Source organism: Cupriavidus sp. FW305-F7, from assembly GCF_058782875.1.
Genome location: NZ_JBYSYC010000028.1, coordinates 82,361 through 98,263, shown reverse-complemented (window position 1 = coordinate 98,263; position 15,903 = coordinate 82,361). Strand labels below are relative to the sequence as shown.

Annotated in this window: 17 protein-coding genes; all 17 read right to left on the bottom strand. The window is 62.3% G+C overall.

Translation table 11 applies throughout. The features are described from left to right. Positions 1 to 45: 45 nt before the first annotated feature. The 17 genes from AC3WL8_RS24380 to AC3WL8_RS24300 all read right to left on the bottom strand — a co-directional run bounded on the left by AC3WL8_RS24380 (position 46) and on the right by AC3WL8_RS24300 (position 15,800). Entirely contained in the window at positions 46 to 513 is a 468-nt protein-coding gene (locus tag AC3WL8_RS24380; protein ID WP_492378997.1) for an SRPBCC family protein, read from the bottom strand. 103 nt (positions 514 to 616) lie between these two features. Continuing rightward, positions 617 to 1,588, bottom strand: a complete 972-nt coding sequence (locus tag AC3WL8_RS24375; protein WP_492378996.1) for a fumarylacetoacetate hydrolase family protein — start codon at positions 1,586 to 1,588, stop codon at positions 617 to 619. Positions 1,589 to 1,626: 38 nt separating this feature from the next. Beyond that, the gene (locus tag AC3WL8_RS24370; protein WP_492378995.1) at positions 1,627 to 2,103 is read right to left on the bottom strand and encodes a VOC family protein; all 477 of its coding nucleotides are present in this window, start codon (positions 2,101 to 2,103) and stop codon (positions 1,627 to 1,629) included. A 35-nt stretch (positions 2,104 to 2,138) separates the two neighbouring features. Further along, positions 2,139 to 3,149, bottom strand: coding sequence for a CDP-6-deoxy-delta-3,4-glucoseen reductase (locus tag AC3WL8_RS24365; protein WP_492378994.1), 1,011 nt, complete (start codon positions 3,147 to 3,149; stop codon positions 2,139 to 2,141). Between the two features lie 99 nt (positions 3,150 to 3,248). Further along, positions 3,249 to 4,115, bottom strand: a complete 867-nt coding sequence (locus AC3WL8_RS24360; protein ID WP_492378993.1) for a VOC family protein — start codon at positions 4,113 to 4,115, stop codon at positions 3,249 to 3,251. A gap of 65 nt (positions 4,116 to 4,180) precedes the next feature. Further along, entirely contained in the window at positions 4,181 to 4,372 is a 192-nt protein-coding gene (thmT, locus tag AC3WL8_RS24355; RefSeq protein WP_492378992.1) for a 2-hydroxymuconate tautomerase, read from the bottom strand. 3 nt (positions 4,373 to 4,375) lie between these two features. After that, positions 4,376 to 5,449 carry a 4-hydroxy-2-oxovalerate aldolase gene (gene dmpG, locus AC3WL8_RS24350; RefSeq protein WP_492378991.1) on the bottom strand — a complete coding sequence of 358 codons (1,074 nt, stop codon included), beginning with the start codon at positions 5,447 to 5,449 and terminating at the stop codon, positions 4,376 to 4,378. After that, positions 5,449 to 6,369, bottom strand: a complete 921-nt coding sequence (locus AC3WL8_RS24345) for an acetaldehyde dehydrogenase (acetylating) (RefSeq protein WP_492379013.1) — start codon at positions 6,367 to 6,369, stop codon at positions 5,449 to 5,451. Before AC3WL8_RS24345 ends, dmpG begins: the two co-directional genes overlap by 1 nt. A 344-nt stretch (positions 6,370 to 6,713) precedes the next feature. After that, entirely contained in the window at positions 6,714 to 7,808 is a 1,095-nt protein-coding gene (locus AC3WL8_RS24340) for a porin (RefSeq protein WP_492378990.1), read from the bottom strand. Between the two features lie 70 nt (positions 7,809 to 7,878). Next, positions 7,879 to 8,667 (bottom strand): 2-oxo-3-hexenedioate decarboxylase, encoded by a 789-nt coding sequence (gene dmpH, locus AC3WL8_RS24335; RefSeq protein ID WP_492378989.1) that lies wholly within the window; start codon positions 8,665 to 8,667, stop codon positions 7,879 to 7,881. Positions 8,668 to 8,684: 17 nt separating this feature from the next. Further along, on the bottom strand, positions 8,685 to 9,467 hold the full coding sequence (dmpE, locus tag AC3WL8_RS24330) for a 2-oxopent-4-enoate hydratase (protein ID WP_492378988.1): 783 nt from the start codon (positions 9,465 to 9,467) through the stop codon (positions 8,685 to 8,687). An 8-nt stretch (positions 9,468 to 9,475) separates the two neighbouring features. Further along, positions 9,476 to 10,930 carry a 2-hydroxymuconic semialdehyde dehydrogenase gene (locus tag AC3WL8_RS24325; RefSeq protein ID WP_492378987.1) on the bottom strand — a complete coding sequence of 485 codons (1,455 nt, stop codon included), beginning with the start codon at positions 10,928 to 10,930 and terminating at the stop codon, positions 9,476 to 9,478. A gap of 27 nt (positions 10,931 to 10,957) precedes the next feature. Further along, entirely contained in the window at positions 10,958 to 12,319 is a 1,362-nt protein-coding gene (locus tag AC3WL8_RS24320; RefSeq protein WP_492378986.1) for an MFS transporter, read from the bottom strand. Between the two features lie 49 nt (positions 12,320 to 12,368). After that, positions 12,369 to 13,118, bottom strand: a complete 750-nt coding sequence (locus AC3WL8_RS24315; RefSeq protein ID WP_492378985.1) for a class II aldolase/adducin family protein — start codon at positions 13,116 to 13,118, stop codon at positions 12,369 to 12,371. A gap of 254 nt (positions 13,119 to 13,372) precedes the next feature. Further along, on the bottom strand, positions 13,373 to 13,960 hold the full coding sequence (locus AC3WL8_RS24310; RefSeq protein WP_492378984.1) for an isochorismatase family protein: 588 nt from the start codon (positions 13,958 to 13,960) through the stop codon (positions 13,373 to 13,375). Positions 13,961 to 13,978: 18 nt separating this feature from the next. After that, complete coding sequence (locus AC3WL8_RS24305) at positions 13,979 to 14,716, bottom strand: pirin family protein (protein ID WP_492378983.1); 738 nt, start codon at positions 14,714 to 14,716, stop codon at positions 13,979 to 13,981. Positions 14,717 to 14,726: 10 nt separating this feature from the next. Next, complete coding sequence (locus AC3WL8_RS24300; RefSeq protein WP_492378982.1) at positions 14,727 to 15,800, bottom strand: alkene reductase; 1,074 nt, start codon at positions 15,798 to 15,800, stop codon at positions 14,727 to 14,729. Positions 15,801 to 15,903: the final 103 nt, after the last annotated feature.

The following is a 15,903-nucleotide window of genomic DNA, read 5'->3' as shown; positions in this document are numbered from 1 at the left end:
ATCGGCCAGCGCTCGCCGAAATGCCGTAGTGCGCTGGCCAGGCCGTTACAGTGCTCCGCTCAATGCCGCTTGTCGGATGGCGGCAAGCGTGGAGTCCACCGCGGACGCGTAATCGCGCTCCATCACTGCCTTGAACTCCCGCTCCTCGGGAGAGCCTGAATCGACGTCCACCAGCTGCAAGGCGAAGCTGAAGCGCAGCCGGATGTCTGCATCCTCCCCGAGGATCTCGTTGACGATGAATCCGTCGGCCGGGCCGGACAGACGCAGGAAGACAACCTTCCGCCCCGGGTAGAAGGTGATGCGCTCGCGGGCCGCCTGGCCGCGCGCTTCGATGTCCCGAACCAGGCCATTCGGCGTGTACTCGACCACCTCGCACTTCGACATCACCGCGACAAACGGCAAGGCGTTGTCTGCCTTCATCTTCAGCCCGGCCCACACCTGGGCACGGGTCAGCACCGGATCCCCTGGCTGACGGTTGTCATTGACAGCGATTTCTTTTTCAACAAACAACATGGCGTTCTCCTTGCCCAAGAGGTTGGGCAGATAAATTTGACGGCCGCTCCGGCCAGTGGATGAATGGTCGCGGGTCCGCGCAGGCGCCTAAGGACCCGCCCCTTCAGGCAAATGAGTTGTGGAACTCGCCGATGCTCTCGATCCAGATACGGACGTGATCGCCAGCCTTGAGGAACTCGCCACGTGGCGTGCCCACACCGGCCGGTGTGCCGGTGAGGATCACATCGCCCGGCTGTAACGTTGCACGGCTGCTAAGGAACGCGATCTGTTCGGCCACTGTGAAGATCATCGGGCGGGTCGAGCCGTCCTGGCGGATTTCGCCATTGAGCCAGAGCTTGATACCGAGCGCCTGCGGGTCGCCGACGAACTCTGCGGGCGTAATCCACGGTCCAATGGGGCAACTTCCGTCAAAGCACTTATGCGATACCCAATCGAAGTGGAATGGCGATTGCTTGGGAACATTGGCGCGGCGCACTGCATCGCGCGCCGACAGATCGTTCGCTATGGTGTAGCCGGCGACATAGTCGAGCGCCTCTTCAACCTGCACATTGCGGGCAGTACGACCAATCACCACCGCCAACTCGGCTTCATAATCGACCGACGTCGCGTAGGCAGGCAGCTTGATCTGCGTGCCGGGACCGGTCACCACACTTGCAGTCGGCGACTTGACGAAGAACCAGGGCTGGCCACCGTTCTCGCGAGGGCTTGGCTCTTCCGGCAAATTAAAGGCGCGCCGCATTTCCTCGACGTGATCCGAGAAATTGGCGCCCGCGCCAAAGACGGTGCCCGGAAACTGGATCGGGGCCAGCAGTTCGACCTGATCCAGGTCGAAGCCACGCCGGGGATCCTTCCCCTCGACGTCCGCCTGGCTTGCCAGCGAGGCTAGCAGCGGCGCATACGCGTCCCACTTACGCAATATGTCCAGCACCGAGAGGGCTAGCACTGACGGCGTTTCGCCGACCAACTGCAGTTCAAGCTCTTGTGCGATATCGAACACCTTCTGCCCAACGAGAATCCCGGCGCGCGGACCGCCGTCCTGGTAAGCATAGGTAAGAAGCTTGTATTCAGTTTTCATTCCTTCATTCTCTCTGCGTGCGTCGTTGTCCCGCGCTCTCAGAAGAGATCGCCGAAATCGAAAAGGTCTTCGGCCTGGAATCCGCCCTCGTAGTACTGCACTTCCCACCAGTTGTAGTCCAAGTCTTCCAGGTAGAACGAGTACACGCCGTGCTGGAGCGCCGGTTCGGTAATCTGCCGGATCTTGTACTTGTCCTTGAGTTCGACTGTCTGCTTGTAGACCGTATCGACCTCCTCCTTGCTCGCGACGTCCAGCCCCCAGTGGTTGAGGAAAGGCACCGGCTCGATCTCGTCGCCGATTTCCACGCAGAAGATGTGGAACTTCATGCCGAGGCGGGCCGCGAAGGAACGGGGGCCATGGCGCACAGTTTCAACGCCCAGGAACTCTTTGTAGAACCGGCGCGTCTCGTCGATATCGCGACAGGCGAGCGTGCCGTGGCCGAGTACGTACGGCTTGACGACCGAGTCCTGGTTGTTGACGGGAACGGTCGTATTTTCCGGAATTTGAGGCATCATGCTCTCCAAGTTCTTGTGGCTTGTAACGGGCGGACTTAAATAAAGGAATCGGCGAAAAACTCATTGGCAGGAAGCCCGCACCGTTCAACAAAATCCTGCTTCGCCGCAGTGATCATGGCTGGCGTGCCGCAGGCGTAGACCTGGTAGCCAGACAGGTCAGGCAGGTCTTCCATAATGGCGTGGTGCACAAAGCCAGTCCGCCCTTCCCAGCGGCAATCCGGTGTCTGGTTCGACAGGACGGGTACAAACTCAATATGATCAAATTCCCGCTGCCATTGTTCGGCCAACCCCATGCGGTAGATATCCCGGCGCGTGCGACCGCCCCAATAGAGTTTGATGGGACGGCGGATTCCCTGCTGAACCATGTACTCGATGATGGACTTGATTGGTGCGAAGCCGGTCCCACCGGCCAGCAAGACGATGGGCTTTTCCGACTTCTCTCGCAGAAAGAACGTGCCAAATGGCCCTTCGAACCGCAGCATGTCGTTCACCTTCAGGCCATCAAAGACATGGTCAGTGAACTGTCCACCGGGAGAGTGGCGGATGTGCAATTCAAGCTGCGTCAGATCCTCGTGATGAGGGGCCACTGCAACCGAATAGCTGCGGCGTTGACCATCTTTCATCAGGACCTCGATGTACTGTCCCGGCAGGAAGAAGACGTTGTAGTTCATCGGAATGCGCAGCCTCACCACCATCACGTCCGGCGCGGCCCGCTCCATGCCGATGACGCGACAGGGGAACGTCTTCGCCTTGACAGACTCGACGCCTTCCAGTTCATCGACCTTGATTACCAGGTCCGACAATGGCTTTGCCACGCATAGCAACGCATAGCCCGCCTTGCGCTCCTCATCGGGCAGCACGCCGGGAATGATCGGACCGAAATCAACCGATCCTTCCAGGATCTTGCCCCGACACGTCTTGCATCCACCGGCACGGCAGCTGTATGGCATCAGCAAGCCAGCATCCATGCCGGCCTTGAGCACCGTCTTGCCCTCTTCCACCACATAGCTGTGCCCACTGGGCTCAAGTCTGACTTGGTAATTCATTGACATTTCTCGTTTCTCGCAAACTTGCAACGCCGTCGCCTGACGCGGCTTGTTGCCACCGCGGCAACCGTGCCGGATAACCGGCGCACACAACACACTTCAGCTTTCGAACCCGGTAATGCCCGTGGGCCTGGCGCCAAGCATGCAGAAAGAAGCAGGTTCGACGGGGAATTGGCGGGGCACATGCGTTTTTTCATCATCTTCAGAAAAATGACGAACCCCGCAGGAATACTCGTAGGTCATGCCGTCCGGACCAGCGAAGTACAGGAAGTAAGCTCCCGAAGTGGCATGACGGCCAGGTCCGAACCGGATCTCAACCCCCTTCTGCTTCAGGAAGTAGTACGCACGCAGGATGTCGTCGACGGATTCCACCTGGTGGTTGATATGCTGGACACCGCCGTGGCTGGCCGGAAACAAGGCCATGGTGTGATGGATCGGGTTAATTCTGAGCAGCGGCGCATCGCCAATGCGGTCGCTAACTCGCGCACCGCCGATCTCGGTCCAAAATTGCTCGTCCCGCTTCGGATCGCTGCTGTACAGACCTACATGGCTGAAACCGGTAATACCGGCATCGCGGGTCGGAAAATAGCGCCGGGCGCTGGCATGCGGACGCCAGACGAGGTCGAAGTTGGTGCCCGAAGGGTCGGAAAAGTTGAGAAATGCGGTAATACCGCGCTGCTCGCACTCCTCTCTCGTGCCAAGTCTGACAGGGCGCCCGCTGTTCTCCAGGAGCGCGCCGGCGCTGTCGAGGTCATCGCCCGAAGCCACCTCGAAGCCGACAGTCTGCTCCCGCGGATCCCCCTCCACATAGCACAGCGTGTGGTCCCGCGCATCCGAGCGCAGGTACAGCATCTTCCCGACTCGCCTGACTGGCTCGAGCCCGAGAATCCTGGTAGCGAATTGCTCGGCCTCGTCGAGATTCCTGGTACCGAGCCGCACATAGCGGATATCGTGCAGATTTAGCATTGGGTGTCTCCATTCTTATGACCTGAGGCATCCGTCCTGTCGGTGCCCCGGTTTCCTGCCCGGGCTTAACGCCCGAGTTCTTTTGCGCTCTTTCCGGCGATGCCCCAGTTGGTCTTCGGTACGTCCTGGATCCAGACGCGGACGTTTTCCTTTGGAGCGCCTACGGCCTCGCAGAGGGCCTGGGTAACTTTCTCGATGACCGCGGCTTTCTGTTCCTCGCTGCGGCCTTCCAGCAGGTAGATCTGTGCAAACGGCATGTGCTAGGCCTCCTGCGCCTGCAGCGCTTGAAGGGAAGATCCGCCCTTGAGTAGGCCACGCTGCTTCGCCATGGTCATGGCGGTGTCCTCGATCATGTCCTCCTGGCCGCCAACCATCTTTTTGCGGCCAAGCTCCAGCAGGATGTCGCGGGCGGGGACGCCATAGCGCGCGGCGGCGCGTTTGGCGAACAGGAGGAACGTGGAATACACGCCCGCGTAGCCGATCGTGAAGGACTCGCGATCGACCCGGATCGCGTGGTCCATCATCGGTACCACAATGTCCTCGGCCACATCGACAAGCCTGAACAGGTTGACCCCAGTCTCGATGCCCATCCGTTCGCATACGCCTGCAAAAACCTCCAATGGCGTATTGCCGGCACCCGCGCCCAGCCCGCCGACGGAACCGTCGATGCGGCTCGCGCCTTCCTCGATCGCGGCGATCGAGTTGGCAATCCCCATGCCCAAGTTGTGGTGGCCGTGGAAGCCAATCTCGGTCTCCGGCTTCAGCGCCGCGCGCAAGGCGCCGATACGGGCCTTGACGTCCTCCGGCAGCATGTAGCCGGCGGAGTCCGTCACATAGATGGTCTGCGCGCCGTAGGACTCCATCAGCTTGCCCTGCCTCACCAGGCCTTCTGGCGAATTCATATGGGCCATCATCAAAAAGCCGGTGGTGTCCATGCCCAACTTGCGGGCGAAGCCGATATGCTGTTCGGCCACATCCGCTTCCGTGCAATGGGTCGCGACATGCACGCTGTGGGCGCCGCACTCGCGCGCTGACTGGAGATCCTTCATCGTACCCAGGCCGGGCAGGAGCAGCACGGACACTTTGGCCTGCTTCAGCTGCGGCACCACCGCCGAGAGATACTCCTCGTTGGTATGCAGGCCGAAGCCGAAGTTGACGCAGGAGCCGCCCAGGCCATCACCATGGGTGACCTGGATCAGCGGGATACCCGCCTCATCCAGCGCGGTCGCGAGCTTCACCATTTGCTCGATGCTGATCTGGTGGCGCTTGGCATGCATGCCGTCGCGCAAGCACATATCATGGAGAAGGACTTTTCTGCCTTTCAGATGGCTCATCACACTTCCTCGGCCTGAATGGATCGCGTTTTCGTGGTGCCTGCGAGAATGCCCTCGGCAAACAGCTCCGCGGTACGTGTTGCCGCCGCGGTCATGATGTCGAGGTTGCCGGCGTAGGTGGGCAGGTAGTCGCCCAGCCCCTTGACTTCGAGATAGATGGAAATCTTGTTGCCATCGAATACCGGTCCGTTCACCAGCCGATAGCCCGGCACGTACTTTTGCACTTCGACGATCATGCCCATGACGGATTCGGTGATCTTCTGTTCGTCCGGCGCCGTCCTGGTCAGGCAGTAGATGGTGTTTCGCATGATCACGGGCGGTTCTGCCGGATTGATCACCACCAGTGCCTTGCCTCGTTCCGCGCCACCGACGCGCTCGATGGCGCCGGAGGTGGTGTAAGTGAATTCGTCCAGATTCTTGCGCGTGCCCGGGCCAATCGACTTGGACGACACACTTGCCACGATTTCCCCGTACTCCACGGGCTGGACCCGCGACACGGCGTAGACCATCGGGATCGTCGCTTGCCCGGCGCAGGAAATCATGTTGACGTTCATGACCCCGTCCTGCGTGAGTCCGTGCAGGTTGACCGGCGGGACGCAAAGCGGACCGATGGCCGCAGGGGTAAGGTCGATCACCATCACGCCGAGCGCATTGAGCTTGCGGCTGTTTTCCTCATGCACATAAGCACTGGTCGCATCGAAGGCGATCTGGATCTCGTCTGCCGCCACGTGCGGCAGAAATCCGTCGATGCCTTCGGCGGTGGTCTTCAGGCCTAGCTCACGGGCCCGGGCCAGGCCTTCCGATTCGGGGTCGATTCCCACCATCCATACCGGTTCCAGTACCGGACTGCGCCTGATCTTGTAGATCAGATCGGTGCCAATATTGCCGGAACCGATCAGCGCACACTTGATCTTCTTCACCGTGATTGCCTCCAGAATTAGCGCTGCAGAAGGAGCGCCTCGATTTGATTGACGCGTCAGCACTTCCGCGTCTTTGTGCTTTAAATATTAGCGACAGGCAAATGCCATTCGAAAGCTAATATTCCTGATTGTCGCTATTAACGAAAATGATGACGATCCATGGGTCAAGGAAATGCAGATGATCAGGCGGCACGATGCCTGCCGTCATGCCGACAGCAGGCGTTCGTAGCGCAGAAGATCAAGGATTCACGCTGAGCGGAAGGCCGTTAGGCAGGTAGCGTCAAGCTGGTAAAGCATGGCATATTCATTACTGCCGTATATGCCGCCTTCTTCCAGTTTATCCCCTAGAAAATGTGTTTCATCCCGATCATTGCGCCTAACTGATTTCCTCCGGGTGTCGTGGGCTTACCGGCCTGGCCGGCATTGACAGACAATGCTAGGGTTCCGCGATTGTCGATATACCCCGCCGTCGCATACACGGATGTGCGCTTGGAGAAAGAATAGGTACCGCGGCCCGCGAACAGCCATGCCTTGTTCGCGCTATGGTGATAGCGGAGATGGAATGCCTCGGCGTCCACGCTGAATGTGGAGGTGACCGGATACGAGACGCCGGCGTAGTACAGATCGCTGCGCGGCGTCGTGCTAGCACGGTTGTCCCGACGCAACCATCCCCCGCCGATCTTCGCGTCTCCCACCATGAAGTAGCCGTTCACGGAGAGGCGGTCGTCGGTTAGTGAGCTGCTGCTCATCCCGCCAAAGGCGCCGGGACCGCCACGTAACGAATCGTACGCTGCCGCGACGCTCCAGCGCCCCGTGTCGTACTGCAGCAGTGCGGACCATTCCCGGCATGCACGCTTGTCCGCCGGGTTCTCGCCGGCGCAGTTGGTGCCCGCGGGGCTCGGCCCCGCGTTGACGCCGTCCCGGCCAAAGCTGTAAGTCGCACCAACGGTCAAGCCGCCGAACTTGCCTTTATAGGAAACCGCGTTGTCTGCGCGCGTATTGGGGATGTAGTTGTCGAGGGATCCCGAGCCGAAGATGTTGGGGCCGAGCATGTCCGGCTCGGCCATGGCCCAGAACAGCATCGTGTACTGGCGCCCGAGCGCAACTTGACCCCAGCCACCTGAGAGGCCAACAAGTGCCTGACGGCCGAACAGGCGTCCGCCCTGGTTCGATGCACCGCTGTCGGGCGCGAAGCCGGACTCCAGCCAGAAGATGGCCTTGTTGCCGCCACCCAGGTCCTCCGTCCCGCGCAGCCCCCAACGCGATGGCACCGTGCCGGTTAGCGTCGGCATGAATACCTGGGTATCCCGACCCGCTCCGACCCCATTGACGAACGCCACACCCGTGTCCACCACGCCATATGCCGTGACACTACCTTGTGCAAGGGCAAATGCTGGGAACGCCGTGGCGAGGACTCCCGCGACGGAAAGCCATCTCATCTGTTTCTGTCTCCTCCGTGGTTCTTCGGGACGCCTTTTGGATTTTTTTGCGTCTCTCGTCATTTGTGGCCTACACGAATCGCATCGACACCGCGCCAAGGTGCTGGTATCGCACGGTGATGTTGTCACCCGCCTCGACTGCTATTGCCTCAGTGATGCCCCCGGTCATGATGAAGGCGCCGGCAGGCAGCTCACGGCCACGTGCGCCCAGCATGTTCGCCAGCATGGCGACACTGTTGGCCGGATGCCCCAGCACAGCGGCGCCGGTAGCAGTCACGACAATCTCGCCATTTTTCTCCAGTACCACGCCGAGATTCTTGAGGTCGAGTCCTGCCACCCCCAGCGCAGCGCCGCCGGTCACGAAGCGCGCGGCAGAGGTGTTATCCGCAATCACGCTCTTCAGGTCAAAGCGAAAATTCTCGTATCGGGAATCGATCACCTCTACAGCCGGTATCACGAAGTCGGTCGCCGCCAGCACGTCACCGATATGGCAGCCCGGCCCCTTGAGCGAGCGCTTCAGCACGAAGGCAATCTCAGCCTCGACCTTGGGATGGATAAGCGTTGCGGTATCGATGGCGGCGCCGTCCATGCAGGCGCCATAGTCAGTGAGAAAGCCGTAGACCGGCTCGCTCACGCCCATTTGCCGCATCTTCGCGAACGAGGTCAGCCCCATCTTGAAGCCCGTGACGCGCGTGCCGCGCGCCTCTTTGCGGGCGCGGATCGCATCCTGGATCGCGTAGGCGTCTTCCCAATCCATCTGCGGGTGCGCGTCGGTGATCTTGGTGACCGCCTCCCGCTGCAGCTCAGCGTTCTCCAGGTGCTCAGCCAGCTTCAGGATGGTGTCTTGTGTCAGCGTCATGCTTGTTCCTTGGGAATTCAGACGAAGCGCACGCCGGCCGAGCCGACGCCGTTCAGGGTAATCCGCAACTGGTCGCCGGCCTGCACCGGCACCAACGGGGCGAGCGAGCCTGACAGGATCACCTCGCCGGCTTTCAGCCCGATGCCAAGCCGGCCAAGTGTGTTGGCCAGCCAGGCCACGGCATTGGCCGGGTGGCCCAGTGCCGCGGCGCCGGCGCCAGTCGCCACGATCTCGCCGTTCTTCTCCAGAGTCATGCCGACGGTGGCGAGGTCAATGCCGCGCGGATCCACAGCGGCATCGCCCAGCACGAAAACGCCGGACGATGCGTTATCGGCCACGGTGTCCTGGATGCGGATCTTCCAGTCGCGGATGCGCGAGTCGACGATCTCGAAGCAAGGCAGTACATAGGCAGTGGCGCGCAGCACGTCGGCATTCGTCACGCCCGGCCCTTGCAAGTCATCCTTCAGTACGAAGGCGATTTCCCCTTCGGCCCTGGGCGCGATCAGGGTATTGGTCGCAATGGCCGCGCCTTCCGGGTAGACCATGCCGGAGAGCAGGTGGCCAAAATCGGGCTGGCGCACGTCCAGCATGTCCATCACCACTTTGCTGGTTACGCCGATTTTTTTGCCGACCACACGTTCACCAGCATCGAGCCGGTGCTGCACCATGGCGAGTTGGATGCGGTAGGCGTCGTCGATCGTCAGTTCCGGCCAGCGGTCGGTCAGCGGTGCAACGGGTTCGCGGCCAAGCAGGGCCTGGTGCAGGCTCGCGCCGATTTCGCGCAGTTGTTCGCTTTGCATGGCGGACCTTACAGCTTCACACAGATGTTGCGCAACTCGGTGTAGAACTCGAGCGAATGCACCCCGCCCTCACGCCCGATGCCCGACTGCTTGGCGCCGCCGAACGCCGTGCGCAGGTCGCGCAGGAACCAGGCATTGATCCAGCAGACACCGACTTCCAGCCCGCTGCCCATGCGGTGCGCCGTGCCGAGGTCGGAGGTCCACACCGTGGCGGCGAGCCCGTAAGGCGTGTCATTGGCAAGCCGGATCGCCTCTTCCTCGCTATCGAACGGCGCGACATGGCAGCACGGGCCGAAGATCTCCTCACGGATCACCGTCGCGCTTTCCGGCAACCCGGTCCAGATCGTCGGCTGCACCCATGCTCCTTCGCTCAGTGCATCCGGCATCTCGGGCACGCCGCCACCGGTGACAACCGTGGCGCCCTCCTCCACGGCCTTGCGGTAATAGGACAGCACCTTTTGGCGATGTTCCAGCGAGACCAGCGGGCCGAGCGTGACCCCGGGTTCCATGGGTCGGCCGAGCTTAAGCCCCTCTGCCCTTGCCTTGAGCGCGGCGACGAATCGGTCGAAGATGGAACGCTGAACGTAGACCCGCTCCGTTCCGAGGCAGACCTGGCCGCTATTCTCGAAGGCGGAGCGCGCGATGCCGGTCACCGCTTTGTCGAAGTCTGCGTCGGCGAACACGATGCCGGCGTTCTTCCCGCCGAGTTCAAATGAGACCGGCCGCACACCGTTGGCGGCCGCCTTCATGATGGCCTCGCCGGTACGCGTTTCGCCGGTGAACGTGATGCCGTTCACGCCGGGATGCTGCGTCAGGAAGGCGCCGGCCGAATCCGGGCCAAAGCCATGCACCACGTTGTAGACGCCGGGTGGCATGCCCACCTCGTTCATCACCTCGCCCAGCAGCGTGGCGGTCGCCGGCGTTTCTTCCGAAGGCTTGACCACCACGGTGTTGCCGCACGCCAGCGCAGGGCCGACCTTCCACGTCATAAGCAGCAGTGGCAGATTCCACGGGCATACCACGCCGATTACACCGCGCGGTGCCCGCACCGCGTAGTTGACCGCCTCACCGCCATCGGGTGTGGCCATGGTGAAGCTCTCGGTAGGCACGTTCCGGATTAGGTCGGCGAACACCTTGAAGTTGGCGGCGCCGCGCGGGATGTCGATATGGCTGGCAAGCGAGCGGGGCTTGCCGGTATCCGCGATCTCAGCCTCCAGGAACTCGTCGAAGCGGCGATTGATTCCGTCGGCGACGGCGTGCAGCAATTCCACCCGCTGGGCCACCGTCATGCGGCCCCAAGGGCCAGTCAATGCGGCGCGCGCCGCTGCTACCGCCGCATCGACTTCGGCCTGGCCAGCTTCGTGGACGAACCCGATCACGCTGTTATCGACCGGATTGCGGTCCTCGAAGTGGCGAGGGGTGCCGACCCATTCACCGTTGATAAAGTTCTTGAAGTCTTTCATGGGATTGCGTCTTTTAACCAAACAAAGTCAGTAATGCGGCGGCATCGCCTGGGCCTGCGGGCGGGCATCCGCTTCGCCCCTGGCCATTGACAGACAGGCGAGGGCAATGCCACCAAGTACCGGTGGAACGGCGATCAGTTGGAACAAGGCCTGCGCGTTGACAAACCAGGCCATCAGAACGCCACCGCTCATTGCCCCGACGATGGAGCCGGCGCGACCCATGGCCAGCGCCCAGCTCACACCTGTGGCACGGATCTGCGTCGGATACAGCGTGGCAGCCAGCGCGTTCATGCCAGTCTGTGCGCCCACGGCGCCGAAACCGGCGCAGAACACGACGATTGCCAGCATGCCCACCGAATGGATAGTCAGTCCGATGGCCAGCAGCGCTGCGCTTGAACCGATATAGGCAGCCGCCAGCACGAGGAAGGGATTGAAGCGGTCCATCAGCCGCGCCAGCAGTAGTGCGCCGATCGTGCCACCAAGGGGCGCCATGGCCGCGATGCGCGCAGCGGTTCCAATCGGGTATCCTGCCTCCCGCATGATGGTCGGCAGCCAACTCGACAACAGGTAGAACACGAATAGCGAGCAGAAATAGGCCAGCCAGAGGCTGAGCGTCGCCCGTCGCCAGTCGCGCGTAAGTAGCTGGCGGAAAGGTGCGCCCTTCACGGGCTCGCTGCCAGCCGTTCTGATCAAGTACTGCTGCCAACGGGTGTCACCAGAGATTTTTTTTAACAGCCGTTGCAGGGTCTGCTGCCTGTCCGGCTGCATCGCCAGGAACCGCACGGATTCCGGCAAGGCTAGCGCCAGCACGGGCAATAGCGCCAGGGGCACCGCACCGCCCACCAGCAGCACACTACGCCAGCCGTAGTGTTCGATCAGGCGCGCGGCGAGTTCCCCGCCGAGCGCGAATCCGGCGCTGAATCCGCAAAAGCTCAGGGTCACCAGGAACATCCGGTGCCGCTTCGGCGCGAATTCCGACGTGAGCGCGATCGATGTCGGCATGGCTGCGCCCAAGCCCAGGCCGGTAAAAACCCGCAGCGCCACCAGTGTCTCGAGCGAATTCGCCGCCGCCGAGGCGATTGTGCCGATGCCGAAGATCGCTACGGCCCACAGCATGACGCGCTTGCGTCCATACCGGTCCGCCAACGGCCCGATCAGGAAGGCACCAAACATCAGGCCGAACAGGCCGGCGCTGAACGCAGGCGCCAGGGCGGCCAGGGAAAGGCCCCACTCCTGGCGCAGCGCTGGTGCGATATATCCGATGGCCGCAGTGTCAAAACCGTCGATCGCGACGATCAGCGCGCACATCGACAGTACGATGATCTGAAACCGAGACAAGGGACTCTGGTCCATAATGTCCTCGATGTTCACAACTTGCCTGGCTTCCATGTCTCCTCCTTCGGGCAGATGGTTCCGCCTCGTTTTGTTGATATACGGGCTAGGTCTTGTCTCCGGCTTGCTGTTCAGGATCGCCCGCCGTCAGGTATTCCCACATGCGCTCGAAGATCCTGCCGCCTCGCGTGGCTCGCTGTGCGGCTTCGTCTTCAGTCATCGGCGTTGCCGGCGCGTCCAGCCCGGCTGCGCGCAGCGCCAGGTCGAGGCGCGCAGCGTCTTCCAGGTACCAGGTCAGGACAACCGCCTCCTCCAGCGAAGCGCCGGCCACCACCACGCCATTGCCGCGCAAAACCACGGCGTTTGCCACGCCGAGCACGTCCGCCACGGCCGCGGCTTTCTCTGAAGTACGCACGAGCTGGCGGTCATCCCACAGCGGAACGCCCGGCGAGAAATAGGCACCCAGGCCGTGAAGGCAACGCGGCGTCAGCCGTGCTGCAGACAGTGCCATCAGCGCTTGGGGCATGCTCCGCACGATGCCGCCAACGTCGGGGCGCCGCCGGTAGATCTCCTGATGGATGCGCACTTCACCGAGAACGTGACCGGGCAGTTCTTCGCTGATGCGGACTTCCGTGCCATGGTCGCCTGGTGCCACCAGTCCCATCGGTTTCGGGGCGCCGACCAGGAAGGTGTCTGGCCCGGTGCGAAGGCTGCAGTGGCCATAGGCATGGGCAAGATTTGCGCGGCCTATGGCACGGGCTGCCACGCGCACCAGGCGCTGTCGTGCTTCGTCTGTGCCATGCGGCTTGGGTATCATCGGGTCTCCTGACAGCGCCGGGCTCGCGATGGTTGCCATGCACGGCGTTCCTGCCGTGACCAGGCCAACCAATCAATACGTAATGTTGCGTCCGGTAACTGGGGTCGGATGTACCGGAGGCGGCTGCTGATCAATGTACGCAGGGCGTTCGCTACCGCAAAGCAAATGTTCTGGATTCTGACTATTTGATTTCGGAATGACGGCGGGCTTGGAACCCGACTTGTTTGCGCCTGTCCGGGAATGGCTGGACTTTTAGAGCAGCACCTGTGGCTACGCCAGAGGTGCGCGCTCTCTTAGCCCTGCAATGCGGGCATGATCACTTCCTGCACGATCCGCATCCCTTCCGGCGTGCTCCAGCTGCCCGCAAGCTCAGCAATCACCTGGTTCGTACTGGAGAGCGTGACCCCATTCTTCTCCATGCGGCGCAGGGCCATGTCGTCACCGATCTTGCTCGGCGAGCCGCCGGCATCGGCAATCACCTGCACTTCATAGCCATCGCGCACCAGGCTCAGTGCCGGAAATACCGTGCAGACGTCGTTGGTGACGCCGGCGATGATGAGCTTGCGGCGCCCGCTCGCCGTGACGGCCCCAGCAAAGTTCTCGTCATCCATCGCGTTGACGATACCGACGCGCTTGATGCGCGCGGCGAATTCATCCGGCAGGATGCTTTCCAGTTCGCTCAGCAGCGGGCCCTGTGCGTATTCCTCCATGCTGGAGGTCAGCACGACCGGCATCTTGAGGATGCTCGCAGTCTTGGCCAGCATCAGCGCGTTGCGCTTCATCTCTTCGAAGGGAATGGAATGTACCCAGCCCATGGTGCCCACCTGATGGTCGATGAGCAGAAGCGCGGCGTTATCGCCGGTGAAGCGTTCAAAAGCCATGATAAGACTCCTTCGTAGTCAGGTTGCAGTGGAGTGCAGCGGCGGGCCGGCAAAAAGCATGACCTTGGCGCTGCCGTGGAAGGCTTGAAGCGTGATCGCGTGGGGCGTGGCCTGCGCCGGAAAGACAGGGAGTTTCAAATCGTTGTGCCCGAAGTCCTGGCCGTCTACCGTCGCCGTGCCGAAGATCGGCATGACGAAGGCGCAATGGCCAGCTGAGACGGGCAAGGCCAGTTCGGCACCTTCCTCCAGCGAGATGTCGAGCATCGTCACTTCGGTCGGCGGCGTTAGCGGGGAACGTGCGCCCCGGAAGCTTCCCACCGGCACGCGCACCTTGGCGCCCGGCAACTGCACCACTGGCACATCCTGTGGTTCCAGGCTCAGTGCAAACGGCGCGATGCGCTGTCGCTCCGGGGCAAGGTTGACGAAGATCTGCAGCGAATGGACAGTCTTGCCGCCCTCGGCCGGCACTTCCTCATGGACGATGCCGCTCCCGGCTGTCGCCCAGTGCAGGCCACCGGGTCGGATCAGGTTGCGGGTGCCGAGCGAGTCGCGGTTGTCGATGCCGGTTTCCGAATCGAGGAACAGGTAGGACACTGCCGAGAAGCCGGCATGGGGATGCGGCGGAAAGGTCGGCGCGCTCATCCAGGCGTGATCGACCCCCAGGAAGGGATCGATCAGCGCGGCCACGCCGCGCAGGCCATAGGCCCGGAAGTGGCTGCCGTGGTTGGCGCGCTGCAGCGGGGCAATGACGGGCATGATGTTTACCTCAGGCGCCCTGGGCTTCGCTCAGGGTCGGGTAATCGATGTAGCCCTGCGCTGTGCCGCCGAAGAAGCCATTGCGGTCCGCCTCGTTCAGTGGCGCGCTGTGCTTCAGCCGTGCGACTAAATCCGGGTTCGCAAGCACCATCTGGCCGTAGGCCTCCAGGTCGGCCAGCCCCTTCGCCAGGTCGGCTCCGACCTGCTCGCGCGGGCGGCCCGGCCGGTTCAAAATCAGCGTGCCATGCCAGAGCTCGCGGAGATCGGTCAGCAGCGCTTCGTTGCCCTGGTGCATGACGTGCAGGTAGGCCAGCCCCAGCTTGTCGAGCTCGGCGACCAGGTAGCGGTACAGGTCCGGCCCTTCGGCGCCTTCGTCGATGCCCCACATCGCCGTGCCCGGCGAAAGGCGGATCGCGGTGCGGTCCGCGCCAATTTCTTCGGCGATCGCGGTGGCGACCTCGATGGCGAAGCGTGCGCGGTTCTCCATCGCGCCACCGTATTCATCGATACGCGTGTTCGCGCTTGTGGCGAAAAACTGCTGGATCAGGTAGGCGTTGGCGCCATGGATTTCGACGCCATCGGAGCCGGCTTCGATCGCGCGACGGGCTGCGTCGCGGAAGTCCTGGACCGTCTGGCGCACTTCCTCAGTGGAAAGCGCACGCGGCACCGGAATGTCCTGCATGCCCGTGGCCGTGAACATCGGCGCGCCCGGGGCGATGGCCGACGGCGCGACGCCCTGCCGGTGATGCGGCGTGTTATCCGGGTGCGACATGCGGCCGGCGTGCATCAGCTGGATGAAGAGATGGCCGCCCCTGGCATGCACGGCATCGGTGGTCTGCTTCCAGCCGGCAACATGCGCTTCGGTGTAGATACCCGGGGTGGTCAGGTAGCCCTGCCCGTCGTCCGAGGGCTGGGTGCCTTCGGTGACGATCAGGCCGACGCTGGCGCGCTGGGCGTAATACTCGGCGGCCAGCTCTCCCGGCGTGCCGTCGTACTGGGCACGGCTGCGGGTCATCGGTGCCATGACCAGGCGGTTTTGCAGGGTGTAGCGGCCGACGCGGATGGGATCGAACAGTTTGCTCACGAGGAAATTTCTCTGCTGGAGTGGATGGAGCCATCATCGCGCGATCCTCATTCGGGATAAATATGGTAATTTGGAGAACATTGATCCATTTGTGGAGCAGTGT